Source organism: Lacinutrix sp. YIN62, from assembly GCF_057219185.1.
This window is the reverse complement of record NZ_JBXVVH010000011.1, coordinates 22,796-47,946: the sequence shown is the minus strand read 5'-3', so window position 1 is coordinate 47,946 and position 25,151 is coordinate 22,796. Positions and strand designations below refer to the sequence as shown.

Sequence of the window (25,151 nt, the reverse complement as noted above, 5' to 3'; positions counted from 1 at the left end):
GTTTGTCTTGGTTATTTGATTAATTACGTGTGTTCATAAATTCTAAAAAGCGTTGCGTAAAGGCTTCGTTTTCTTCTTCTGTATTTAGTAAGAAATAATACCCCAGAAAACGCTCGACTTGTAATGCACTTATTAAATAATTATACACCGCATTAGTTCTTGCGAGTTGGGCATTTAAATAGTTATTTTGTGCGTCTAATAATTGTATAATATTTACGGCACCACTTGAATAGGATGTTTGTGTTAAATCTAAAGCCTCTTTAGCTGTTTCTTCTGAAATTTTTGATAACTCAATATTTGAAATTTGATTGATAATGTCTAAAACTCCAGCTCTCATATTAGACGCAATTAACAACTCTGTATTTTCTTTATTAATATTTAATTGGTCTTGTTGAATAGTCGCTATTTGCTCATTAATATTATTTTGATTTCTATTGAATATAGGTATAGATACATCTAAAACGGCATTATAATATTCATCTAAATAAGATAGCCCTAGCGGAAGCGTGCTACCTTCTCCACTTCTGCTAAACACACTATTGTATTGTGCCTGTAGTCCAACGGTTGGTATAAATCGTCCTGATTTACTTAATTTTAAACTACGCTCGGCGGCTTTTAAATTATATTCTAGGGATTTTAATTCTGGTACGTTTGCCTTGGCTTCTTCAATGAGAAACATAATGAACGGTTCTCTTAATGTTGGATCGTCTAATAAATCGATCATCTGACTATAGTTGTAGCGTTCAAATATATCTTCATCTAATGTAACATCTTTAATATCGATGTCGCCAGAAACAGGATTGTTTAATAACTGATTAAGGCTCACAAAGCTCTGTTCCAGCTGGTTTCCTGCTTCTACCATAGTTTGCGTATTTTGTGCCAATTGACTTCTAAAACGCAATAAATCTGATTTACCAGACTGACCGGCATCAAAATTCTGTTCTGCAATTTGTAAATTCTTTTTTGTTAGATCTAAATTGCGTAATTGAATTTGTGCATTAGCTTTTAAAATTAAAGTGTTGAAATAGATACTGGAAGCGTCAAATATGATATTTAATTGCTCTGCATTAAAGTTCTCTTGCTGTGCTTTTTGAAGATTTTCTTGAATAGTAATGTTTGCACTAGCTGACTCCGAATAAATGGTTTGCTGTAAGGTTAAATTACCACCTGTTTGGAATTCTGGGTTTTGACCTCTGCTAATTTCAGCCAACTCAGGGTCGGTATATATTCCATTAACCGTTGCTGTTAAAAGTGGTAAATAGCTACTTTTTGCTGTTCTTATATTTTGCTCGCTAATTTCCACTTCTTTTTGAGAAGACTGTAAGGTTAAGTTACAGTCCAGTGCTAAGTCTATAACTTCTAGTAAATCAAACTGCTGCTCTGAAAGTGAGCTTTTGAATTCTCCTACAAAATCGGTCGTAGCAATTAAACTGTATTTTATAGGTACTCCAATTGATTTTGCTGTATTATAATTTATTGTTAGTCTTTCATCTACTTCAATAGATATCGGCATTTCAGAGAGCGGTGTTCCGCCAATATAAGCTTCAATAATTAATGAAACTCTACGTGAAAATTGATTAAATCCATCTTCGCCTTGCAATGTTACTAGCATTCCCTCTTTTACATCTTCTATTCCTGAAGAAGAGAAAGAGGGACATTTCTTTTCTATAAATATTTGAGACAATTGTTTTACTTCTTCTTGAGTTAAGAAAAAACCACCCGCAAAATAGATTGCATCTATATCGTCTATATTTTTTGTAATATCATCTATTGTTGTATAGGGGATAATTTTATAGGTAACCTCTTGTCCTTCTAAAGCGGCATCTAAAGCTTCGGTTAACGGTAGCATATCAACCAAAGGTTCTTCTATTACAATCCCTACCGTTTTAAAATTTGTTAACTCTTTAAATTTTAGTAAATTTTCTTTTAAGGATTTAGGATGTATTAAAAATGTAAAATTTCGAATACCAGATGTTTTTTTATCTAAATCGATCTGATTTAGATCTTGATTTATTGTACCAAATAGAATGGTTGGTTTTCGATAGCTACTTTGTTCCCCTATAACTTTATTATTAACTACTCCAAAAGCTAAAATGATATCTGTATCATTATTTAATAATGTAGCGTAATTAGCCTCTGCTTTTTGTAAATTATAATTATTGACTAGGGTGCTCTTACTGGGAAAATGGATAGTAGCATCTTCACCAACTACAGCTTTTATTTGTGTTTTTAATTGCTCTAATATGGGTTCTGTTTCAATGGTATGATTATCCATTAAAATCCCAATATTATAACTTTTTTTTTGGGCAAAAATTATTGAGCTGATCAGAATTAATAACAGTGTGATGTGTTTTTTCATTAGATTAAAGCGATTATTTATTATCTATGGAAAATTCCTAAAAGTGTTCTTTTATTTTTATTTCGGCAATGTTTAATATTTCAGTATAAAAATCTATAATACTACCTATAAACTGGTTAAGTTCTTTATTTTGGGTATTTCGCATTTCTAGAGTTCCTTTTAATAGATGTATTTGTATTTGATATATATCTATTACATGCCGTAATCTTTCTACATATCCTTCTGTATTTAAATAAAAATGACGTTTTCGTCTATTATTATTTAATATTACAGAATTAACTCTTTCTTTCTCTAGTAAAAAAGTTAAGGCTTTACTAATGGCCCCCTTACTAGCGCCTACTGCTTTCATTAACTCCTCGAAAGTAAAATGCTTTTGATTTGAGGTAAAAAATAATCCTAGAATTTTACTTGCTACTGGAGGATAATTATCGTCTTTAACTGCTAAGACATATAACTCCACTAAGTCATTCATAATCATAATTTTACTAAAAATACAATATTGTTTCCGTAAATAGAAACAAAATATAATTTTATTTTTGAGCCATTCTATTTTTTTAAAATGCTTAATCCTATTTTTTTTTAAAAAACACAACCTGTTTAATTATAAATACTTACAAGATAAAAAGCACGAAAATGCATTATAAACACTGATAAATACTTTATTTTTTAGTATAAGGTTGAGAGCAGTAATTAAGTGATTTTTTGGCCTATTTATTTTTACTTTTTTTTTATAAAAACAACTGCTTAAAAGTGCTTTTAAAGTAAAAAAAGGGTCTAAATTACAGCCATTTTACAGTGTAAATTTATATTAGGTAAGTAGAAAGTAAGTAACTGTCTTCTGTATTTCGTATTTGAAAAAAGTATTAATAGGAAACCATATTATGAATACGATATAGGCTGTTTAAAGAAGTGTATTTCTTTTGAGGTAGAGGGCCTTAAGATTTTTATTTCACAGCCATTATTACTTATAGTAATTACATTAAAAACTATTTATAACTAGGTTATAGCTCAAAATAAAAAATCCTAGATAACAAGGTTATCTAGGATTCACATTTTTATAATAAGACAAGGTTTATTCATGGTTTACAACCAACCTAAACCCTTCGCCATGAATATTTAATATTTCTACTTTATCATCAATCTTTAAATACTTACGTAGCTTAGCAATGTAAACATCCATACTTCTAGAAGTAAAGTAATTATCATCTCTCCAAATTTTCGTCAATGCTAATTCTCTTGGCATTAAATCATTTTCATGTAACGCTAACAAACGTAACAATTCATTTTCTTTTGGAGATAGTTTTGTAGGTTCGCCTCCTTTAAACTTAAGAAACCGTAGTTTTGAGTTTAAATCAAAATTACCTATTTTAAATTCAAATTGTTTACTATCGGTAACAGTTTCGGTTGCCTTACGTTGCATTATCGCTTTTATCTTCATTAACAACACTTCGCTGTCAAAAGGTTTATTAAGGTAATCATCGGCACCTACTTTATAACCTTTCAGGACATCTTCTTTCATTGCCTTAGCGGTTAAAAATACGATAGGAACATCTGTATTTTTTTCTCTAATCTCTTTTGCCAAGGTAAATCCATCTTTATAAGGCATCATAACATCCAATATACATAGATCGAAATCGTCTTTCTTAAATTTTTCAAAGCCTTCCATACCATTCTTAGCATGTGTAACTTCGTATTCATTCATAATCAAATAATCCTTTAAGACCGTTCCAAAATTTGGATCATCTTCAACTAATAGTATTTTTTTTTGTTGTTCTTCCATAGTAATTACGATATTAGCGGAAGCCTTATTGTAAATATGCTTCCTTTTTCCTTTTCACTTTCTACTGATATATGACCATGATGGTCATCTACAATTCTTTTTACATAAGCTAGCCCCAAACCGTGACCTTTAACATTATGTATATTTCCTGTATGTTCTCTATAAAATTTTTCAAAAACTCGCTTTTGAGCAACTTTACTCATTCCGCTACCTTGATCTTTTATTTTTATGAGAATATTTGTTCCAACAATCTCTGTTTTAACCTCTATTATTGGTGCTTCTACTGAATACTTAATAGCATTATCTAGTATATTAACCAATACATTAGTAAAATGAGTCTCATTTGCCAAGACAGACGTTTTTTCTGTCTTTAAATTGGTCTCGATAGTCCCTCCTCTATCTTCTATTATTAACTCCACGTGAGAAATGGCGTCCTCAATTAAGTCGTTAATATTTACTCTTTCCTTACTTATATTGAGCTCATTTTTTTCAAGTTTGGATATTCTGAGTACATTTTCTACTTGGGCATGCATGCGTTTATTCTCTTCCTTAATCATAGAAAGATAACGCATTACTTTAGCCTTATCATCTATAATTTTTGGATTCTTAATCGCATCCAATGCTAAGTTTATTGTTGCGATTGGCGTTTTAAACTCATGGGTCATATTATTAATGAAATCTGTTTTTATTTCAGAAATTTGACGTTGTTTTATCAATTGAAATAAAGCACTAGAATATGCCAATATTATTATTGATGTAAAAACTATAGATAATATTAGCATTGTTGTAATAGATGATAAAATAAATTTTTTCCGTTCTGGAAAATCTACCAACAATAAATAATTACTAGCATCCTTTTTATTATAGAAAAAAGGGACACTAAAATTAGCATCTTCATATTCAAAATTTTCTGTTTGTACTTTTGTTGCTAAGCCATTACTATATATAGCGAATTCATAATTTATATCGATATCGTCTTCCTGTAATTTAATTTTTAAAAGACGGTCTATTTTTTCTTTACTAACCCGCTTATGGATAGGCTTTCTATAGGCAAAATTATTATAATGTGTTTCAAATATAATATCTTGCGTTCTTGTTATATTTCCTATCTGAGACAACATTGCATCTGTCTTATTGGATTTATCTAAATCGCCTGTTCTATAAATAGTGGTTTCGCTTTCATTGATAATGCGTTTTATATTCGTACTATCCAAACCTATGTCAAAGAGCCCTGAGGATAACTTATAGTTTTCCTCTAAAATACCATTTTTATATATGAGTGTTTCATTGGTGTCTTCCTTATCTTGTTTTATATAGAGATTAAGAACAGCTGTTGTGTCTATATTTACTTCAACACCCTGTTCTATTAGCTCTCTTAATTTAAAGATATGATCTTTGTACTCCTCATCCCCAATCTCCTTAGATACAAAGGTTAATGCTTTTTTTACATTAGAAACAAATTGGCGTTCTTCATTTCTAACGGAATTTACTATATAGTAGGCTTGCACAAAGATTATCCCTATTAAAGACAAACTCATTAGAATGACTAAAACCAGAAACACTTTTTTACTCATCATTCAAAATTAATATTTTAACATTTAGCAATCCCTCGATTTAACCTTACATTAACAAAAATGTTAAAATTTATGGTTGGAACTGTACTCTATAAGCTTTTTATGAATGCTTAACACTTGTTTTTTAGTAGATTCAAGGTTATTATTCTCGATTACAAAATGAGATTTCTTTACTTTTTCGGTATCACTCCATTGGTTTTTAATAATAGATAATACTTTTTCTTTTGTGGTATCATCGCGTTTTAACACACGTGCTATTCTTATTGCTTCTGAAGCTACAATCGTTATTATAAAATTATAATTCTTATAACTCCCGTTTTCAAACAAAATAGCCGCTTCTTTTATAATATATGGTGTTGTTTGTTTATTTTTCCATTTTATAAAATGTTGTTCTACCATAGGATGTACTATCGCATTCATTTGTTCCAATAAAGATTTATCATTAAATATTTTGTGAGCTAAGAAAGTTTTATTTAATTCATCTCCTATATAGGCTTGTTCTCCAAACAATTTTATTAGTTTTCTTTTTAGAGCCTTAGAACTCTTCATTAATGCCTTTGCTTCATTGTCTGCTATATATATAGGAACTCCAATGGCTTCAAATGCTCTTGCGACTGTGGTTTTTCCACTTCCTATGCCTCCTGTAAGTCCTACTGTGATCATAACAAACTATTCTGTAATAATAAATTCTATTTTTTGCTGGTGCAACCGTGTACTTTTTACCGTTTTTGGATGTTTTACTAGTTTAGGGGTTAGATAATGACTATTCTCATCTAAATCATCATAGTCACAAATGACTTTAAAATCCTTAGTTTTAATCTCTTTAAAGGCATTTAAACTTGTATAATAAGTAACATTAGTACTTTTAGGAAAATGTTTTAATTGCAAATCCTTTGGTACGTTAATAACCTGAATGGGAATATTCAAAGTCCCTTCAGTAAAACGCTCTACTTTAGCTTCAACTTCTACTTCGTTAAAATCAAGTTTAACTTTGGCGTCTATGTTTTTGGTTTCTAATGGTAATTTATTTTTAATGGGGGTTTTTACAGCCTTTAAAACTAACGCTTCGGTTTCTAAGGATTCTAGCTTAGATAAAATTGTTGCTGGCCCAATAACCTTTACACTATCTGGTATAACCTTTATTGTATTTAAAATATCATAGCCTGGACTAAATGTTAGCTTAGCATTTACTTTAATAGGAATGTACTTAACAGCATTAACATCGTATTTAAATTTTAAAATGCTAGGGTTAATCGTCTTAATTTTAGTTTCCGTATCGAATTGATCATTAATATTTGAAAACCCTTTTGTGGCACTCCAAATAAAATAACCATCAGTTTTATTAACATCTTCACTAAAATCAATCGATAAGACAGGTGGTTTCAAGTAAAATTTAAACCATTTAAAACCATAGGTTGTTAATGTTACTTTTAATTTATGTGTAGAATCGTTTAACACAATAACTGTTTCTGGAATATTCTTAGGTGCTACATCTAGCGTAATTGTATTAGTGTATTCCTTAGATAGCTTGGTTAATATCAAGATAATAAATGCCAATAAAAAAAAGAGAAAAAAAACATTAATTTTCCCGCTTTTAAAGGTTTTAACTATTTTGGATTTCAATGCTAGCATTACTTGATTTTAAAAAATAACTTTGGGAACACTTTTTCTGGTTTTTTATTAAGCACAGCTACCATAATAGTCGCTTTTAAAAATCCAAGACCATAACCATAAAATTGAATTGTTAAAGCTATTAATGCTTGAAAACCGATTAGAATACTTTTGGTTTTTGCTATTGCTATAACTAAAGCTAGTAAATAATATGTTAAGACAAAATATACAGGCCATTTAACTCCTAAAAAAAAGAGACCAACTGATGCTAAAATGGCTATGCTAAAAAAGGCAGGGAACCAATAAGTAATTTTTTTTGTTTCTGGGTGCCATAAATTAAGTATAGGTCTTACCAAACCAAATTTATTGACTTGCGTGTAAAATTTAGACCATGAAATGCGACGTTTATGATACACATATGCTTCGGGAATAAGCTTTGTTTTATATCCCAATTTCCATAATCGTATCGATAAATCTGGATCTTCACCAGGGTGAATGCGTCCAAAGCCATTGGTTGCTTCAAAAGCTTCTTTAGAAATTCCCATATTAAAACTTCTCGGTTGGAATTTATCTATACTTTTCTTATGTCCTCTAATGCCTCCTGTGGTTATAAATGAAGTCATAGAAAAATTAATTGCTTTTTGAACATTAGAAAAAGAATGATGTGCCGCATCTGGCCCACCAAAACAGTGTACATAATCTAACGTTAAACTTTTAGTAACTTCTGATAGGTATTGTTTTGGTAAAATACAATCACTATCTAAAACAATAAAATAATTCCCTTTTGCTTTAAGCATTCCATAATTTCGTGAATCACCTGGACCTGAATTAGGCTTTGTATAATATGCTATATTTAATATTGAATTATATTTGTCTACAATTGCCTTACAAGGTATTGTTGAGCCATCTTCCACAATAACAATTTCAAACCCTAAAGGGGTTTCCAAATTGCTGAGACTATATAAAAGTTCTTCAATTTCATCTGGGCGATTATAAACTGGAATAATAAAAGAAAATTCTATTTGCATAACACAAATGTAAACTAAACTAATAAAAAAACCATCTAAGTATGGTACTTAGATGGTTTTCTTTTAAACTAAAATAGATAATCTCAAAATTAATATTAACGCTATATGATTAATTTAAAAGACTGTTATAATATTACATATTAACAATGAACCTACACGTTTCTATAATAAAAAAGGTAGTGATCTAACATCACTACCTTTAATTTATTATTACTGTACGTTATACTAATCTTTATTATTCCCCCATTGCTTTCATTAAAGCAGCAGACATACGTTTGTATGTTCCGTTTTCTAAACGGTCTCTAATCGCATCAAAAGCATCTAATGTTTCCGATACGTCTTGCAGTGTATGTGTAGCTGTTGGAATCATTCTTAATAAAATCAATCCTTTTGGGATTACAGGGTATACTACAATAGAACAAAATATGCCATAATTCTCTCGTAAATCTCTAACCAATGCCATTGCTTCAGGTATACTTCCTTTTAGATATACTGGAGTTACACAGCTTTGCGTTGTTCCGATATCAAAACCACGAGCCTTTAATCCAGATTGTAGAGCATTAACAATAGTCCATAAGTTTTCCTTTAACTCTGGCATTGTTCGCAACATATCTAATCGCTTCAACGCGCCTACCACTAATTGCATTTGCAATGACTTGGCAAACATTTGTGAACGTAAATTATATTTTAAATAATCTATAATTTCTTTATCTGCCGCTATAAAAGCGCCTGTGCTAGCCATAGATTTAGCAAATGTTGCAAAGTAGACATCTATATCGTCTTGTACGCCTTGCTCTTCTCCTGCTCCTGCTCCTGTTTTTCCTAAAGTACCAAAACCATGAGCATCATCGACAAACAATCTAAAATTAAATTTCTTTTTAAGCGCTACGATTTCTTTTAAACGTCCTTGTTCACCACGCATTCCAAAAACACCTTCTGAAATCACTAATATCCCACCTCCAGTTTGCTCGGCCATTTTGGTCGCTCTCTCAAGGTTTTTTTCTAAACTTTCGACATCATTATGCTTATATGTAAAACGCTTACCCATATGTAAACGTACACCATCTATAATACAAGCATGTGCATCCACATCATAAACAATAATATCATCTTTAGATACTAAGGCATCTACTGTAGACACCATCCCTTGATAACCAAAGTTTAATAAATAAGCAGCTTCTTTATTTACAAAAGCGGCTAATTCATTCTGTAATTGTTCGTGTAGTTCTGTATGACCTGACATCATACGTGCTCCCATTGGATAAGCTGAACCATAAGCTGCCGCTGCTTCTGCATCGACCTTACGAACTTCTGGATGATTAGCTAAACCTAAATAGTCATTAATACTCCAAGTGATAACATCTTTTCCTTGAAACTTCATTCTGTTAGAAATTTGACCTTCCAATTTTGGAAAAACAAAATAACCTTCAGCAGTTGAAGCCCATTTCCCTAAGGGTCCTTTATCCTTGTATATTTTTTCAAATAAATCTTTCATCGGTTCGTTTTCATTGTTTACTTATGGGCATAGCAATACACTCAATACCAATCATCATACTAATTAAAATTTATTTTGAATGATTTATTGTAAGCCATTAAATTAGTTTAGTTCTTGCAAAATTAGGCAATTCTACCTTTTTTGCATAATCTTTTTACAATCTATTTTTCATAAAAAATTAGCTGACTTAAAAAAATTAAAATCAGCTAATCTTTATTATGTTTTATGTTTTACTTTACGTATTGGATACTTTGTGCAGCTTCTTCATTAACACTATCGAAGAATCCTTGATCCCTCATCCATTTGTCGCTATATACTTTACTCATATAACGTGACCCATGATCTGGAAAAATGGTTACAATTACGTCATTCTCATCAAACTCTCCTTCTGCACTCAATTGTTTAATGGCTTGCATTGCGGCTCCAGATGTATATCCTACAAATAAGCCTTCTGTTTTTGCAATTTCACGTGCAGAATGCGCACTTTCTTCATCTGTAACTTTTACAAAAGCATCTATAACATCAAAATCTGTTGCTGTAGGGATTAAATTTTTACCTAATCCTTCAATTCTATAGGGGTAAATTTCTTTTGCATCAAACGCTCTAGTTTCATGATATTTTTTCAATACAGATCCGTATGCATCTACTCCTATAATTTTAATATTTGGGTTTTGTTCTTTTAAATACTTAGCGGTTCCAGAAATAGTTCCTCCAGTACCACTACATGCTACTAAATGAGTGATTTTCCCATTTGTCTGGTTCCATATTTCCGGCCCTGTAGAATGATAATGCGCCTCTAAATTTAATCGATTAAAATATTGATTGATATAAACGGAACCTTTAATTTCATTGTGTAAACGTTTTGCGACTTGATAATATGATCTTGGATCGTCTGCACTTACATTGGCTGGGCATACATAAACTTTAGCCCCCATATTTTTTAACATATCGATCTTATCTGCCGAAGATTTAGAACTTACGGCCAAAATACAATCGTATCCTTTTATTACACTAACCATAGCAATACTAAACCCTGTATTACCAGAAGTTGTTTCTATAATGGTATCGCCAGGTTTAAGGATACCTTGACGCTCTGCTTCTTCTAAAATGTATAACGCAATCCTATCTTTAGAGGAATGTCCTGGATTAAAAGCCTCTACTTTAGCTAAAAAGTTACCTTTAAAACCTGATGTTATTTTTTGTAGTTTTATCATTGGTGTATTACCGATAAGGTCTAATACATTGTCAAAAACTTGTTTATTATTTTCCATAAACGTTATTTATAAGCTCATTCAAATTGGTTAATATGCTCTAAAACCTCGCAAAAATACGACTTTTTTTTTTAACAGGTTATTTCTTCTAAATCTAAAAGAAAAGCGTACTCTAAAGCAACCTCTTTCAAGCTTTCAAATCGTCCTGAAGCACCGCCATGTCCAGAGTCCATATCGATATGAAATAACAAGTTATTATTATCGGTCTTTAAATCTCTCAATTTTGCAACCCATTTTGCAGGCTCCCAATATTGCACCTGAGAATCATGTAATCCGGTTGTGACTAACATATTTGGGTAAGCCTTATTGGTTACATTATCATAAGGTGAATACTGTTTCATATAATCATAATATTCCTTCTCATTTGGATTCCCCCATTCATCATATTCTCCTGTTGTTAATGGAATACTATCATCCAACATTGTTGTAACAACATCTACAAAAGGGACCGCTGCTATAACTCCATTATAAAGTTCTGGCTTAAGGTTAATAATAGCTCCCATCAATAGTCCTCCTGCACTTCCTCCCATAGCGTATAAATGCTTGGTCGAGGTATAGTTTTCTTCAATTAGGTATTTCGAGCAGTCTATAAAATCGGTAAAGGTGTTCATTTTGGTTAACAATTTCCCATTTTCATACCAATCACGTCCTAAATATTCCCCGCCGCGAATATGAGCTATAGCATAAATAAAGCCCCGATCTAATAAACTCAATCGTATTGATGAAAAATAAGGGTCCATTGTTGCGCCATAAGAGCCATAAGCATATTGTAACAATGGATTGTTGCCATCTCTTTTTATTCCTTTTTTATAAACTAATGAAATAGGAATTTTAACGCCATCTTTGGCTGTTGCCCATACACGCTCAGACTCATAATTATTTTTATCGAACGTTCCACCAAGCACTTCTTGCTCCTTTAAAATCGTTTTCTTTTTTGTTTTAAAATTATAATCGATAACCGAGTTTGGTGTTGTAAGTGCGTTATAACTGTATCTTAAATCGGTACTATTAAACTCTGGATTATTCCCTATACTAGCGGTATAAGTTTCATTATTAAAGGGCAAATAGTAATCTTCGTCTCCATTCCAGCTTATAATTCTAATTTTATTTAAGCCATTTTCTCTTTCATTAATCACCAAATAATCCTTAAATATCTCAATATCTTCTATTAACACATTATCTCGGTATGGTAATACATCTTTCCAATGTGCTTTTTCGGTATTGTTTTCTGAAGTTTTTTGAAGCTTAAAATTCGTAGCCTTGTCTTTATTTGTTATAATATAAAAACTATCATCATAATGGGCTATAGAGTACTCCAACTCGCGCTCTCGTGCTTGAAATATTTTAAATGGCGCATCTGGAGTCTCAGCATTTAAAATCCTATATTCAGAAGTTAATGTACTTGTAGAGCCAATAACAAGATATTTTCTTGATTTTGTTTTATATACAAATGCATTGAATGTTTCATCTTCTTCATGAAACACTAAAATATCTTCAGAAGTTTCTGTATTTAATCGGTGTTTATATATTTTACTTGAACGTAGTGTAACTTCGTCTTTCTTAGAATAAAATAATGTTTTATTATCGTTTGCCCATGTAGAACTTCCTGTTGTATTCTCTACTTTATCTGAATAGATTTCGCCTGTAATTAAATTTTTAATGTATAGTGTATATTGCCTTCTACTTACCGTATCTACAGAAAAACTTGCCATTGTATTATCTGGACTTATAGAAATTCCTCCTAATTTAAAATAAGAATGTCCTTTTGCCATGGCGTTACAATCGAATAACAACTCCTCGTCTGCGTCTAAGCTTTCTTTTTTACGTGTGTAGATCGGGTAATCTTTACCTGCCTCATATTTAGTAATATACCAATATCCATTCAGTTTGTAAGGCACCGAAGCATCATCTTGCTTTATACGACTTTTCATTTCCTCAAACAACTCCTTTTGAAAAGGTTCCGTATGCTTTAGGACCTCTTTAGTATATGCATTTTCGGCATTTAAATAATCAATAACCGCTTCATCGTCCTTATCGTTTAACCAAAAATAATTATCGATTCTCACATCATTGTGAATTTCTAATCTTTTAGGCTCTTTTTTTGCCACTGGAAAATTATTAAGTACAAGCTTATCTATCATATTTGGATTTTGTTTACAAGAAAACAAAAATATAACTTATGATTAAAATAATTGTTACATTCTTCATATTAAATATATGATAAAAAACACCTATAATTTAATAAATTTGCACAGCAATAACTTATAATATAAAATTATGTTTGGAGACCTTAGCGGAATGATGGGTAAATTACAAGACGCCCAAAAAAAAGTAGAAGAAACAAAACAGCGTTTAAATACCGTTTTAGTTGATGAAAAAAGCAATGATGGTTTATTAAAAATAACCCTAACGGCCAATAGAGCTATAAAGTCTATAGAAATTAATGATGAACTATTGAACGACAAAGAACAATTAGAAGATTACTTAATTTTAACGCTAAATAAAGCTATAGAAAAAGCCACAAGCATTAATGAAGCTGAACTGGCTGCTGCCGCTAAAGATGGTATGCCTAATATCCCTGGGATGGATATGTTTAAATAACACAACCAGGGAATGTTTATAATTTCATACAAATTATTGAAGTAAACTTATACTTTCAATAATTTGTATGAAATTAATCCTAATTAAGATATAGAAAACCATTCGAGTTCCCTTCTATAAATAGGACTGTATTTGATTACACTTTAAAAGAAGTTAAAATCTCTAGAAACTGCTTATGCATTTTCAGATTATAATCTAAATGCGTTACTATTCTTACTTTCCCTGCTCCTAACGCACTAATTTTCACCTGTTTCCGCTCTAAGGTTTCAATAAAGCTTTTTTCTTCAATTTTTTCATTTAAGCTAAAAATCACAATATTGGTTTCTACTGGTTCTACAGTATGAACATAATTTTGATTTTCTAAAACAATCGCAATTTCTTTAGCTTTAATATGATCGGCTTTTAATCTATCAATATTATGATCTAAAGCATACAATCCTGCTGCTGCTAAAAACCCTATTTGACGCATTCCGCCACCCAAAATTTTTCTAATCCGAATCGCTTTTTCCATAAATTCCTCATCTCCTAATAGTACGGAACCAACAGGACAGCCTAAGCCTTTACTCAAACATACCGATATGGTATCGAATACCTTTCCGTACTGCTCTGGGGTTTCATTTTTGGCTACTAAAGCATTCCATAAACGCGCACCATCTAAATGCAAGCCTAAGTTATTTTGATTACAAACTTCTTTAATACTTAAAATAGCATTAAAATCCCAACAAGCACCACCACCTTTATTGGTTGTATTTTCTATTTCTACTAAACTAGATAAAGGGCTGTGATAAAAATCTGGAGGATTAATCGCTGCCTCTACTTGTTTAGCTGTAAACATTCCTCTATCGCCATCAATTAAAGCACAAGACACTCCACTATTAAAAGAAGCACCTCCTCCTTCATAATTAAAAATATGGGAATACTTATCACAGATAACTTGATCTCCTGGGTTAGTATGTAATTTTATTGCGGTTTGGTTAGCCATTGTTCCACTAGGAAAAAACAACGCTTTAGGTTTTCCAAAAAGTTTTGCTATACGATATTCTAACTCATTTACAGTGTCATCTTCTTTATAAACATCGTCTCCTACCTTAGCTAACATCATAGCTTCCAACATCTCTTGAGAAGGTTTGCTTACAGTATCACTTCTTAAATCTATTACCATTTGATCTTTTTTTAGTATAAAACTATAAAATATACTGCTAATTGCTTTCAAATAATAGTATAAATTCTATTTTTGTTTTAAACAACAAAATAATGATAGTAACAACAGATCATATAAAAGATCTCTCTAAACGCCTTAATGCGTTAAGGCAATATCTTTGACATAGATAGCAAACTTATAGAAATACAAAACGAAGAAGAACAAACTTTTTCACCTAATTTTTGGAATGATTCTAAAGCAGCAGAAAGTGTTATGAAATCGCTTAGAATCAAAAAAAAATGGATCGAAGAGTACAACACTTCTCAAACGCTTGTCGATGATTTAGAAATAATCTATGAATTCTACAAAGAAAAAGAAGCCTCTTTAGAAGATCTTCAACAGCGTTTTGATGCGGCTAAAAATATAATTGAAGACCTCGAATTCAAGAATATGCTTTCTGAAGAAGGAGATAATCTTAGTGCTGTCTTACAAATAACAGCTGGTGCTGGAGGTACAGAAAGTTGTGATTGGGCCAATATGCTGCTTCGAATGTATTTAATGTATGCCGAAAAAAATGGCTTTAAGGTTAAAGAACTAAACCTTCAGGAAGGTGATGTTGCTGGGGTTAAAACAGTAACTATAGAAATTGAAGGCGATTATGCCTTTGGTTGGCTTAAAGGTGAAAATGGAGTCCACCGTTTGGTGCGTATTTCGCCTTTTGATAGTAATGCCAAACGCCATACCAGTTTTGCTTCGGTATATGTCTATCCACTAGTTGATGACAGTATAGAGATTGCAATAAATCCAGCCGACATTGAAATTACTACGGCGCGTTCTAGCGGTGCTGGTGGTCAAAATGTAAATAAAGTAGAAACCAAAGTACAGCTAACACACAAACCATCTGGTATTCAGATTTCATGCTCAGAAACACGTTCTCAACACGACAATAGATCGCGTGCTATGCAAATGCTAAAATCGCAACTTTACGAAATAGAATTACAAAAACAATTAGCACAACGTGAAGACATAGAAGCTAATAAAATGAAAATTGAGTGGGGAAGTCAAATACGAAATTATGTCATGCATCCTTACAAATTAGTAAAAGATGTTCGCTCAAACTATGAAACAGGTAATGTTGATGCCATAATGGACGGCGAAATCACACCGTTTCTTAAAGCCTATTTAATGATGATGGGACAAAAATTATCGAAAGAAGATACTTTATAGATAACCTAAAAATAAAAAAATGATTAAAATTTACCACAATAATAGATGTAGTAAATCCCGTTTAGGATTAAAAATCGTTGAAGATTCGGGAAAACCGTTTGAAGTAATTAATTACCTTACAGCGCCTCCAACTATTGAAGAGTTAGAAAATATCATAACGCTTTTAAACATTAGCCCACTAGAACTTGTTCGTAAAAATGAAGCCCTGTGGAAAGAAACCTTTAAAACACGTAACCTTTCGAACGATGAACTCATAAAAATAATGACAGAACACCCTAAGCTTATTGAGCGTCCTATAGTTATAAATAATAACAAAGCAGTTATTGGTCGCCCGCCAGACCTTATAAAAGACATCCTATAAATTAAATAAAAGTAAGACCCCTCTTCATAGAATAACCTAAAAAAGAATCCATTAATCATCCCTTAACTCTTACTTAAATGATAGTAATATATCACAACCCAAAATCCATTGATTCTAACAAATGTCTTGAAATACTAGAAACCTTTTCAAATAATTATGAAACCATTAATTCACTTAATGAAACTAAGCTAGCTATGGTGGTAAACCTCCTAAACATAACGCCAGAAGTACTTATAAGAAAAAAATCTAAAACTTGGCAAGAGCTATTTCAACACTTAATAGATGCAGGGCATCATTTTACAAAAGAAGAATATCTAAAAATCATGGTTGAGTATCAAGATGTAATAGAACGACCTATCATTATAAACGGCAAAAAAGCTATTATTGGTAAAACCACAAAAACAATACTCGATGTTATTAATGTAGATCGAGAGAAAGTTTCAAGTTTTAAATAATGTGAAGCCTTTTTATTTAACAAAGCTTTAACCAAGCACCGTTAAACCATACTCTATTTTTGTGGTCTTATTCCCTAAAAATATAGACATGCAAAAATTTATCTTACCCTTTTTACTCCTCATTTTTAATACAACAATTACTAATGCTCAAAAATCTGGCCCTGTTGCTCAAGACATTGAAAAAAAAGAGGTTACCATTACTGGTAAGATTATTGACAGTGAAACAAAAACACCTCTAGAATACGCTACAGTTGTATTTACCAGTACATTTAATAATAAAATTGTTACTGGAGGTATTACAAATGAACAAGGCGATTTTAGCGTCCCTGTTGCTGTTGGCACTTACACTATTTCATTTGAATACATTGGATTCTTAACAACGAGCATAGCCAATAAGAAAATAACAAAAGATGAAAATATAGGGACACAATTACTCCAAGAATCTACAGAATCCTTAGATGAAATTGAAATCGTAGCAGAAAAAACTACTGTAGAAATTAAACTCGACAAAAAAATCTATAATGTTGGTAAAGATTTAACTGTTCGAGGCGGGACCGTTAGTGATGTTTTAGACAATGTTCCCTCTGTTTCTGTTGATGTTGAAGGTAATGTATCATTACGCGGAAATGATAATGTTCGCATCTTAATTAATGGTAAACCTTCTGGATTAGTAGGATTAAATTCTACTGAAGCTTTACGCCAATTACCCGCTGATGCGATTGAAAAGGTAGAGGTTATAACCTCCCCTTCAGCACGCTATGATGCAGAAGGGACAGGTGGAATTTTAAACATTATTCTTAAACGAAGTAAATTGCAAGGTTTAAACGGTGCCATTACAAGTAATATTGGTTACAATCCTTCAGCAGGAACTTCTGGAAACATTAATTATAGAGTAGGAAATGTAAACATTTTTAACACTACCAGCTACAGTTACCGTGAAGTTCCTGGGTCTACCAGTGCGTCGAATCAATATTTTAATCAAGAATTCGACGATTCGAATAATCTTATTGTAGATAATCCAGATACCTTTTCAGAGGAATCTAGTCAATTCGATCGCTTCCGTCGTAATTTAAATACGAACCTTGGTGTAGAATGGTATGTTAATAACTCATCATCTATAACAACCTCTATATTATATAGTGAAGGCAACAATGAAGACAATACAACGAATATTGTAAATCAATTTGATGAAAATAGAGAGCCAACCTCAAGCAGTTTACGTTTAGACCCTGAATTAAATGATAATAAAACCGTGCAATATGCTGTTAATTATGACAAGCAATTTAAAACCAGCGGACATAAATTAACCTTCGACTTTCAATATGAAAAGAATACTCAAGATCAATTTTCAGACATTAATATTGATGGTTTAGTTTCTGAAAAAGTAGCCACTTTAGAAGACGAAAGTCGAATACTACTACAGACAGATTACATACTTCCTATTAAAGATAAAAGTCAAATTGAACTAGGATACCGTGGTAATTTCAATGAAAAAAGTACCGATTATACTGTAGAATTTTTAAACCCTGATACGAATCAATTTTATGTAAGTCCAGACCTAACAAACCTTTTTAATTATAAGGAGTATATTACAGCTATCTATTCTCAATACGGTAGTAAAATTGGTAAATTTTCTTATTTATTAGGATTGCGCTTAGAGAATACACAAATTACAATAGATCAGCCCACAAGCGGTGATTTTAATAAAAACAACTATACCGGTTTGTTCCCAACAGTTAATTTTAGTTATGAACTTAGTGAAAGTGAAAACCTTACGTTAGCATATAACAGACGTTTACGTCGCCCACGTTCCTTTTTTGTAAACCCATTCCCTTCGCGATCTAGTGTTACAAGTTATTTTCAAGGAAATCCCGAATTAGCTCCTAGCTATTCTGGACAATTTGATTTAGGGTATTTAAAGCGTTTTGGAAGATTTACTTTTAATGGTTCTACATACTATTCACATGCAACAGACGTCTTTAGATTTATCAGTTTTGACTCTGGAGAAACTGCAATCGTTAACAATCAAGAAATTCCCGTTATACAGCGCTCACCAATAAACTTAGCTTCTCAAGACAGATTAGGTTTTGAATTTACTTTAAGTTATAGAGCTTCAAGGAAATGGAATATTAATGGGAATTTCAACTTTTTCCAAAGTGAAACAGAAGGTGAGACTCCTAATGGAGAAAACTTAGGAAATAAAGACACCAGATGGTTTGCTCGTATAAATAATAAATATACTTTACCAGGTAATATCGACTGGCAAACACGCCTAGTATATCGTGGCCCTAACGAAGATGCTCAAAACAAAAGAGAAGGTTTATTTTCTGCCAATCTAGCCTTTAGCAAGGATTTATTCAATGAAAAAGCATCATTAGCTTTTAACATTAGTGATGTTTTTAACTCTAGAAAACGTCAGCAAATAACAACCACTAGCACTTTTATAAGTGATAGTGAGTTTCAATGGCGAGAGCGTAGCTTTAATCTTGCTTTCACCTATAGATTCAATCAAAAAAAGAAATCGCAACGCAGCGGCGGTGGAGCAAATGGCAGTGATGATTTTGAAGGATAGCTTTTTTAATTACAACGCTATAAACCTGTGATTCAAAAAGTATAGAAATTAACAAACAGCGGCTAAACTCTTTTATAGTTTAAGCCGCTGTTGTTTTTAATAGTATAAATGTATTATATAAAAAAACGGCCTAGTAAATAGCATACACATTAGGTAACTTCTACAAGAAAACCTTAAACTAAAAAAGCGAGGCATATAATTTTGCCTCACTTTTTTTAAATTTTTACTCGAATTAAAACAATCGCTTTTTACGAGTTAATATGTGCTGTATTAAACATTAAATAAGAAGTGCATTACATCTCCATCCTTTACAGTATAAGCTTTACCTTCTACACGCATTTTACCAGCTTCCTTTACTTTAGATTCACTACCATAAGTTACGTAATCATCATAGCCTATTACTTCTGCTCGAATAAATCCTTTTTCAAAATCTGTATGAATAACTCCTGCTGCTTGAGGCGCAGTAGCTCCTATATTAATAGTCCAAGCCCTCACTTCTTTAACACCAGCTGTAAAGTAGGTTTGTTGATTCAATAACTTGTATGCAGAACGTATTAATTTAGCCGATCCTGGCTCATCCAAGCCAATATCTGCCAAAAACATTTGGCGTTCTTCATAGTCGTCTAATTCATTTATATCGGCTTCTGTTCCTACTGCTAGGACTAAAACTTCTGCATTTTCATCCTTTACAGCGGCTTTTACTTGCGCTACATATTCATTACCAGAAACAGCGGCATTTTCATCTACATTACAAACATACATAACTGGTTTATCTGTAATTAACTGTGAAGGCTTTACGATTTCATCATACTCATCCTCAGTAAACTCTAAAGCTCTAACCGATTTCCCTGATTCTAGCCCGTCTTTCAATTTTAATAAAACAGCTTCTTCTTTCTGAGCTTCTTTATTACCTGTTTTTGCAGCGCGTTTTACTTTTTCAAGTTTTTTCTCTACTGTTTCCAAGTCCTTAAGTTGTAACTCTATGTCTATAGTTTCTTTGTCTCGTATTGGATTTACACTACCGTCTACATGAACAATATTGTCATTATTAAAACAACGTAATACATGTAAAATGGCATCTGTCTCACGAATATTAGCCAAAAATTGATTTCCTAAACCTTCGCCTTTACTTGCTCCTTTTACCAGTCCTGCAATATCCACAATCTCTACCGTAGCAGGCAGTACTCGCTCCGGATTTACCAAAGTTTCTAACTTTTGAAGCCTAGGGTCTGGTACGTTAACCACGCCAATATTAGGCTCTATAGTACAAAATGGAAAATTTGCACTTTGTGCTTTAGCATTAGATAAACAATTAAATAAAGTTGATTTTCCTACATTTGGTAAGCCTACGATTCCTGCTTTCATATTGTAATTTTATTGAAGCGCAAATATACTATTTCTTCTGAGGTTATTCTAATAAGAAATAACCGTTTTTATACTTTATAACCATCTTTATTAAAGAAAGTTTTTCTAATACTTATTTCCATAGAGAAGCGAAATATTATTTCTACAAAACGACCTATCACTTTATGAATTTATATTTCACCCCCAACACAAAAAACACATTAACCACTAATTATCAATTAATTAAACCTGAATTTATTTAAAAAAAATGTTAGGATTTTTTACTTTTAAGTTGTTATACTATAAAACCGACGGACTTATTTATCCCTAACCAATACAGAATGCGGTTAATTTAATCTGATTTAATTTAAAACAAACTATTATGAAATCATTTCTATTATCGTGTTTAACGTTACTTTTTCTAGCGTCATGTTCTAAAGATGAAGACGCAGTACCTCTTTCCGAAACGGTGACTATTTCAGGACAATTATTAGCTCCAAATGCAATAGATCCTATCTCTGGTGGTGCCGTTTCCTTTAATAAAAATAATGCAATAGTTGCAGAAACTATTACAAATAATCAAGGTTTTTTTTCGTTAAAGGTTCCTAAAGGAACTTATAGTATTGTACTAAAAAAAGGAAAATTCTCTACTCAAAAAGAAATTATTGTTACCGAAGAAAACAACCTCCCTAGTTTTAGTTTAGACATCCTACCTAAAATTGCTGTAGTAACTGGGCATTTTGATAATATTGAAAATATATTGTACAATATAGGTTTGGTTAATCCCATTACACAAATGCCGTTATTTGACATTGTAGAAGGGATAAATATTTCTAATAAAAACCATTATTCCCATAGAAATATAGGAGTAGAAAAAACTAATAACGCGAATTTATTACCAAACGTAACCTTTAATTTTGGAGATTTAATAGCATCCCCAGAACTTTTAGCACAATATGATATTATATTTTTAAACTGTGGATTGGATGACTCTAAAACAGATTTCAATACCAATCTATATAATTATGTTAATAACGGTGGTATTTTATATGCTACAGATTGGGCCTTTAAATACCTAAGTGCTATTACTAATGATAATACAGACTATTTAGAATTTTACCAACCGGAAAAAAGTGGAACTTCACTTAGTTCACAAGCAACTCTTTTAAATGAGAATGCTGCAGAGTGGTTATTTAGTAATTTTGGAATTACTATAGATGGTGTTATTGAAATAGATGGTTTTTTACCACAATGGCAAGTGGTCGATTCCTTTAACCCAGAGACAACTCTACCTTGGCTAAAAGGTCCTGTTAGTTATACCGATAATGATGCTAGTATCATTTCTGAAGAGAAAGACTTAGCATTCACGTTTCAAGTTGGAAATGGTGGCGTATTTTACTCTTCTTTTCATACACATGGAACTGCAGAAGGATTTACAGATTTAGATAGAGTTATGGAGTTCTTTGTTTTTGAACTTTCAGAGCTCTAAATTAATATCCATTTACTACATTACAGCTACTCCTATTTTAAAATATAAAAAGCAGGTTTTATTAAAAGAGAATCACTTAATGTTTAATTCAAAAAAAAATCTCAAGCTAAACTTGAGATTTTTTTTGAAAATATTTTTATTTTACTCCTCTGGGTGCATAAAACGCTGCTTTCCTAAAAGTACGTCTTCTGTTTCTACATATTCATCATCGGGCACACAACAATCTACAGGGCAAACCGCTGCACATTGTGGTTCCTCATGAAATCCTTTACATTCTGTACATTTATCTGGAACGATATAATAAATTTCATCACTAATAGGTTCTTGTGCTTCATCAGCATCAACCGATTTTCCGTTTGGTAACACTATAGTACCGTCTAAACTCGTTCCATCTTTATAGCGCCAGTCATCTGCTCCTTCATAAATTGCTGTGTTAGGACATTCTGGTTCACATGCACCACAATTTATACATTCATCTGTTATAATAATCGCCATAGTAATTCTTATCTTTTGTTTGCTTAAATTTGCAATTGCAAAAATAACGACAAAACTAGTCTTACGCAAATACGAAATGAATTTACAACAAAGAATTAACGCCTTTGTGAGCTTAGGTGCTTTTATCGATCAGTTTTCTTCAGGAGAATTTCAGAAACAAAACAACATCCCTCATAACGATCTGTTTTTTGAAGGCTTTAAACATCAAATAAAACTAGCCAATGAACACAATGGTTGGTTTACTACCACAAACATTCAATTTGCTTTGAAAGGCTGGTCGGAATTACTACAAACAGAGTCATTAAACCAATGGCTTAATACCTACAAGATCAACACTGTATCGCAAAAAAAAGTAGCCATCATTATGGCTGGTAATATCCCTTTGGTTGGGTTTCATGATTTTTTAAGTGTTTTAATTTCTGGGCATTCTGTTATAGTTAAACAATCGTCTAACGACAAACACCTGCTGCCTTTTTTAGCAAAATACTTGGAATATGTTGCGCCTGATTTTAAGGGTTTAATAGAGTTTACAGAAGGTAAAGTGGAAAATTTTGATGCTGTTATTGCAACTGGTAGTGATAATACAGCAAGGTATTTCGAGTACTATTTTAAAAATAAACCTTCCATTATACGTAAAAACAGAAATTCGGTCGCCATAATAACCGGAGAAGAAAGTGAAGAAGAGATGAAAAATCTCTCTGAAGATATTTTTAGATATTATGGTTTGGGCTGTAGAAATGTATCTAAACTTTTTGTCCCTAAAGCTTATAATTTTGATGCTTTTTTTAAAGCAATGTATTCTTGGCATTCCATTATAGACGAAGCTAAATATGCTAACAATTATGATTATAATAAAGCGGTTTATTTAATGAGTGAGTTTGATATGTTAGAAAATGGCTTTTTAATGGTAAAAGAAGATAAGAGTTATGCCTCACCCATTGCCACCATATTCTATGAATATTATGATGATAAACAGTTACTAAAAGAAAAGATAGAAAACGAAAAAGACAACATTCAATGCGTTGTGAGTAAACACATTACAAATAACACTGTTAAATTTGGAAACACACAAAAACCAGCGCTATGGGATTATGCCGATAATAAAGATACTATCGCATTCTTATTAGCTTTATAGTTTATAAATTATTATTTTATTAGTAAAATTCACAACATAAATTATCACCTTTGTAAAGGTTAAATTAAAAAAATTCGTATCTACGAAAATACAAAATATTGTTTTTTATGAAAATACATAACTTTAGCGCAGGACCTTGCGTATTACCTAAAGAAGTCATTATTAAAGCCTCAGAATCACTTTTAGATTTTGATAATGGTCTGTCACTAATTGAAATATCGCACAGAAGTAAAGCTTTTGTAGATGTTATGGAGAAAGCAAGAGCATTAGCTCTAGAGCTTTTAGGCTTAGAAGGCAAAGGTTATAAAGCTTTATTTTTACAAGGCGGCGCAAGTATGCAATTTTTACAAGTCGCTTTAAATTTGCTAGAAAAAAGAGCTGGCTACTTAAATACAGGAACATGGAGTGACAAGGCCATTACAGAAGCTAAATTATATGATGATATATACGAAGTAGGCTCTTCCAAGGATGCCGGTTATAATTACATCCCAAGAGGCTACGATATCCCTTCAGATTACGATTATTTTCACTGTACCTCCAATAATACCATTTATGGTACGCAAATGAAGCAATTTCCGAAATGCGACATTCCAATGGTTTGCGATATGAGTAGTGATATCTTTTCACGTACTCTAGATTTTTCAAAATTTGATTTAATATACGCTGGAGCTCAAAAAAATATGGGGCCTGCAGGAACAACTTTAGTTGTTGTTAAAGAAGCTATTTTAGGGAAAGTATCGCGTAAAATTCCTTCTATGATGGATTACAAAATACAAATTAGTAAAAGTAGTATGTTTAATACCCCTCCTGTTTTTGCGGTATATACCTCGATGCTAACGATGCAATGGCTAAAAAATCTTGGAGGGATTAAAGCTATAGAGGAGGAAAATGAAAAAAAAGCGCGTTTAATGTATTCTGAAATAGATCTAAACCCTCTTTTTAAAGGCTATGCTGCTAAAGAAGATCGCTCTTACATGAATGCAACATTCACACTTTTAAATGAAGATTTAAAAGAAACCTTTGATACAATGTGTAAAGAAGCTGGTATTAATGGTATTAATGGACATAGAAGTATTGGTGGTTATAGAGCTTCTATGTATAATGCCTTATCACTAGACAGTGTAAAGGCACTTGTTGAAGTTATGAGTGAACTTGAAGCAAAAGCATAATTTAAATTATAAACACTTTAATATTTCCCATAAATCGGAAATGA

Annotated in this window: 21 protein-coding genes; 8 read left to right on the top strand and 13 right to left on the bottom strand. The window is 31.9% G+C overall.

Annotated features, from left to right (window positions below):
* Positions 1–19 precede the first annotated feature (19 nt).
* The 10 genes from AC2D8I_RS08975 to AC2D8I_RS08930 all read right to left on the bottom strand — a co-directional run bounded on the left by AC2D8I_RS08975 (position 20) and on the right by AC2D8I_RS08930 (position 13,259).
* Positions 20–2,275: a TolC family protein gene (locus tag AC2D8I_RS08975; protein WP_484705665.1), complete on the bottom strand. Its 2,256-nt coding sequence runs from the start codon at positions 2,273–2,275 to the stop codon at positions 20–22.
* Between the two features lie 121 nt (positions 2,276–2,396).
* Positions 2,397–2,831, bottom strand: a complete 435-nt coding sequence (locus tag AC2D8I_RS08970) for a hypothetical protein (protein WP_484705664.1) — start codon at positions 2,829–2,831, stop codon at positions 2,397–2,399.
* Positions 2,832–3,431: 600 nt separating this feature from the next.
* On the bottom strand, positions 3,432–4,139 hold the full coding sequence (locus AC2D8I_RS08965; RefSeq protein ID WP_484705663.1) for a response regulator transcription factor: 708 nt from the start codon (positions 4,137–4,139) through the stop codon (positions 3,432–3,434).
* A gap of 5 nt (positions 4,140–4,144) precedes the next feature.
* Positions 4,145–5,713 (bottom strand): sensor histidine kinase, encoded by a 1,569-nt coding sequence (locus AC2D8I_RS08960; RefSeq protein WP_484705738.1) that lies wholly within the window; start codon positions 5,711–5,713, stop codon positions 4,145–4,147.
* Positions 5,714–5,776: 63 nt separating this feature from the next.
* Positions 5,777–6,376, bottom strand: a complete 600-nt coding sequence (coaE, locus tag AC2D8I_RS08955; protein ID WP_484705662.1) for a dephospho-CoA kinase — start codon at positions 6,374–6,376, stop codon at positions 5,777–5,779.
* Between the two features lie 6 nt (positions 6,377–6,382).
* On the bottom strand, positions 6,383–7,345 hold the full coding sequence (locus tag AC2D8I_RS08950) for a CdaR family protein (protein ID WP_484705661.1): 963 nt from the start codon (positions 7,343–7,345) through the stop codon (positions 6,383–6,385).
* Positions 7,345–8,352 carry a glycosyltransferase family 2 protein gene (locus AC2D8I_RS08945; RefSeq protein ID WP_484705660.1) on the bottom strand — a complete coding sequence of 336 codons (1,008 nt, stop codon included), beginning with the start codon at positions 8,350–8,352 and terminating at the stop codon, positions 7,345–7,347. Before AC2D8I_RS08945 ends, AC2D8I_RS08950 begins: the two co-directional genes overlap by 1 nt.
* Before the next feature lie 235 nt (positions 8,353–8,587).
* Positions 8,588–9,847: a cysteate-C-fatty acyltransferase gene (gene capB / locus AC2D8I_RS08940; RefSeq protein ID WP_484705659.1), complete on the bottom strand. Its 1,260-nt coding sequence runs from the start codon at positions 9,845–9,847 to the stop codon at positions 8,588–8,590.
* Positions 9,848–10,077: 230 nt separating this feature from the next.
* Positions 10,078–11,118 carry a cysteate synthase gene (gene capA, locus AC2D8I_RS08935; protein WP_484705658.1) on the bottom strand — a complete coding sequence of 347 codons (1,041 nt, stop codon included), beginning with the start codon at positions 11,116–11,118 and terminating at the stop codon, positions 10,078–10,080.
* Between the two features lie 71 nt (positions 11,119–11,189).
* Entirely contained in the window at positions 11,190–13,259 is a 2,070-nt protein-coding gene (locus AC2D8I_RS08930; RefSeq protein WP_484705657.1) for a S9 family peptidase, read from the bottom strand.
* 136 nt (positions 13,260–13,395) lie between these two features.
* Here AC2D8I_RS08930 and AC2D8I_RS08925 point away from each other — a divergent pair, with 136 nt between their 5' ends.
* Complete coding sequence (locus AC2D8I_RS08925) at positions 13,396–13,719, top strand: YbaB/EbfC family nucleoid-associated protein (RefSeq protein ID WP_484705656.1); 324 nt, start codon at positions 13,396–13,398, stop codon at positions 13,717–13,719.
* A gap of 136 nt (positions 13,720–13,855) precedes the next feature.
* Here the strand turns inward: AC2D8I_RS08925 and AC2D8I_RS08920 are convergent, their stop codons facing one another.
* Positions 13,856–14,881: a threonine aldolase family protein gene (locus tag AC2D8I_RS08920; protein WP_484705655.1), complete on the bottom strand. Its 1,026-nt coding sequence runs from the start codon at positions 14,879–14,881 to the stop codon at positions 13,856–13,858.
* Positions 14,882–14,976: 95 nt separating this feature from the next.
* Between AC2D8I_RS08920 and prfB the strand changes: the two genes are divergently transcribed.
* From prfB to AC2D8I_RS08900, 4 genes are all read left to right on the top strand, one after another.
* Positions 14,977–16,087 (top strand): peptide chain release factor 2 gene (prfB, locus tag AC2D8I_RS08915; RefSeq protein ID WP_484705737.1). Its coding sequence is split into 2 segments (ribosomal slippage): positions 14,977–15,039 and positions 15,041–16,087, totalling 1,110 coding nucleotides; the frame shifts between segments, so codons are not numbered across the junction.
* 19 nt (positions 16,088–16,106) lie between these two features.
* Positions 16,107–16,448: an arsenate reductase (glutaredoxin) gene (arsC, locus tag AC2D8I_RS08910; protein ID WP_484705654.1), complete on the top strand. Its 342-nt coding sequence runs from the start codon at positions 16,107–16,109 to the stop codon at positions 16,446–16,448.
* 77 nt (positions 16,449–16,525) lie between these two features.
* A complete protein-coding gene (locus AC2D8I_RS08905) occupies positions 16,526–16,903 on the top strand; it encodes an arsenate reductase family protein (protein WP_484705653.1) in 378 nt (125 codons plus the stop codon).
* Positions 16,904–16,991: 88 nt separating this feature from the next.
* Entirely contained in the window at positions 16,992–19,475 is a 2,484-nt protein-coding gene (locus AC2D8I_RS08900) for a TonB-dependent receptor (protein WP_484705652.1), read from the top strand.
* A gap of 270 nt (positions 19,476–19,745) precedes the next feature.
* Here AC2D8I_RS08900 and ychF read toward each other — a convergent pair whose 3' ends face one another.
* Positions 19,746–20,840 carry a redox-regulated ATPase YchF gene (gene ychF / locus AC2D8I_RS08895; RefSeq protein WP_484705651.1) on the bottom strand — a complete coding sequence of 365 codons (1,095 nt, stop codon included), beginning with the start codon at positions 20,838–20,840 and terminating at the stop codon, positions 19,746–19,748.
* Positions 20,841–21,201: 361 nt separating this feature from the next.
* Between ychF and AC2D8I_RS08890 the strand changes: the two genes are divergently transcribed.
* On the top strand, positions 21,202–22,308 hold the full coding sequence (locus tag AC2D8I_RS08890; RefSeq protein ID WP_484705650.1) for a carboxypeptidase-like regulatory domain-containing protein: 1,107 nt from the start codon (positions 21,202–21,204) through the stop codon (positions 22,306–22,308).
* Positions 22,309–22,449: 141 nt separating this feature from the next.
* On the opposite strand, the gene AC2D8I_RS08885 is transcribed toward AC2D8I_RS08890, so the two are convergent.
* Positions 22,450–22,803, bottom strand: coding sequence for a 4Fe-4S dicluster domain-containing protein (locus tag AC2D8I_RS08885; protein WP_484705649.1), 354 nt, complete (start codon positions 22,801–22,803; stop codon positions 22,450–22,452).
* Between the two features lie 76 nt (positions 22,804–22,879).
* On the opposite strand from AC2D8I_RS08885, the gene AC2D8I_RS08880 reads away from it, so the two are divergent.
* Positions 22,880–23,938, top strand: a complete 1,059-nt coding sequence (locus AC2D8I_RS08880; protein ID WP_484705648.1) for an acyl-CoA reductase — start codon at positions 22,880–22,882, stop codon at positions 23,936–23,938.
* A gap of 107 nt (positions 23,939–24,045) precedes the next feature.
* Positions 24,046–25,107: a 3-phosphoserine/phosphohydroxythreonine transaminase gene (gene serC, locus AC2D8I_RS08875; protein ID WP_484705647.1), complete on the top strand. Its 1,062-nt coding sequence runs from the start codon at positions 24,046–24,048 to the stop codon at positions 25,105–25,107.
* The last annotated feature ends 44 nt before the right edge of the window (positions 25,108–25,151 follow it).

Excerpts from the sequence above, each read along its gene's own strand:
- AC2D8I_RS08975 (WP_484705665.1), bottom strand. The coding sequence starts at position 2,275 with ATGGATAATCATACCATTGAAACAGAACCCATATTAGAGCAATTAAAA.
- AC2D8I_RS08970 (WP_484705664.1), bottom strand. The coding sequence starts at position 2,831 with ATGAATGACTTAGTGGAGTTATATGTCTTAGCAGTTAAAGACGATAAT.
- AC2D8I_RS08965 (WP_484705663.1), bottom strand. The coding sequence starts at position 4,139 with ATGGAAGAACAACAAAAAAAAATACTATTAGTTGAAGATGATCCAAAT.
- AC2D8I_RS08960 (WP_484705738.1), bottom strand. The coding sequence starts at position 5,713 with ATGAGTAAAAAAGTGTTTCTGGTTTTAGTCATTCTAATGAGTTTGTCT.
- coaE (WP_484705662.1), bottom strand. The coding sequence starts at position 6,376 with ATGATCACAGTAGGACTTACAGGAGGCATAGGAAGTGGAAAAACCACA.
- AC2D8I_RS08950 (WP_484705661.1), bottom strand. The coding sequence starts at position 7,345 with ATGCTAGCATTGAAATCCAAAATAGTTAAAACCTTTAAAAGCGGGAAA.
- AC2D8I_RS08945 (WP_484705660.1), bottom strand. The coding sequence starts at position 8,352 with ATGCAAATAGAATTTTCTTTTATTATTCCAGTTTATAATCGCCCAGAT.
- capB (WP_484705659.1), bottom strand. The coding sequence starts at position 9,847 with ATGAAAGATTTATTTGAAAAAATATACAAGGATAAAGGACCCTTAGGG.
- capA (WP_484705658.1), bottom strand. The coding sequence starts at position 11,118 with ATGGAAAATAATAAACAAGTTTTTGACAATGTATTAGACCTTATCGGT.
- AC2D8I_RS08930 (WP_484705657.1), bottom strand. The coding sequence starts at position 13,259 with ATGATAGATAAGCTTGTACTTAATAATTTTCCAGTGGCAAAAAAAGAG.
- AC2D8I_RS08925 (WP_484705656.1), top strand. The coding sequence starts at position 13,396 with ATGTTTGGAGACCTTAGCGGAATGATGGGTAAATTACAAGACGCCCAA.
- AC2D8I_RS08920 (WP_484705655.1), bottom strand. The coding sequence starts at position 14,881 with ATGGTAATAGATTTAAGAAGTGATACTGTAAGCAAACCTTCTCAAGAG.
- arsC (WP_484705654.1), top strand. The coding sequence starts at position 16,107 with ATGATTAAAATTTACCACAATAATAGATGTAGTAAATCCCGTTTAGGA.
- AC2D8I_RS08905 (WP_484705653.1), top strand. The coding sequence starts at position 16,526 with ATGATAGTAATATATCACAACCCAAAATCCATTGATTCTAACAAATGT.
- AC2D8I_RS08900 (WP_484705652.1), top strand. The coding sequence starts at position 16,992 with ATGCAAAAATTTATCTTACCCTTTTTACTCCTCATTTTTAATACAACA.
- ychF (WP_484705651.1), bottom strand. The coding sequence starts at position 20,840 with ATGAAAGCAGGAATCGTAGGCTTACCAAATGTAGGAAAATCAACTTTA.
- AC2D8I_RS08890 (WP_484705650.1), top strand. The coding sequence starts at position 21,202 with ATGAAATCATTTCTATTATCGTGTTTAACGTTACTTTTTCTAGCGTCA.
- AC2D8I_RS08885 (WP_484705649.1), bottom strand. The coding sequence starts at position 22,803 with ATGGCGATTATTATAACAGATGAATGTATAAATTGTGGTGCATGTGAA.
- AC2D8I_RS08880 (WP_484705648.1), top strand. The coding sequence starts at position 22,880 with ATGAATTTACAACAAAGAATTAACGCCTTTGTGAGCTTAGGTGCTTTT.
- serC (WP_484705647.1), top strand. The coding sequence starts at position 24,046 with ATGAAAATACATAACTTTAGCGCAGGACCTTGCGTATTACCTAAAGAA.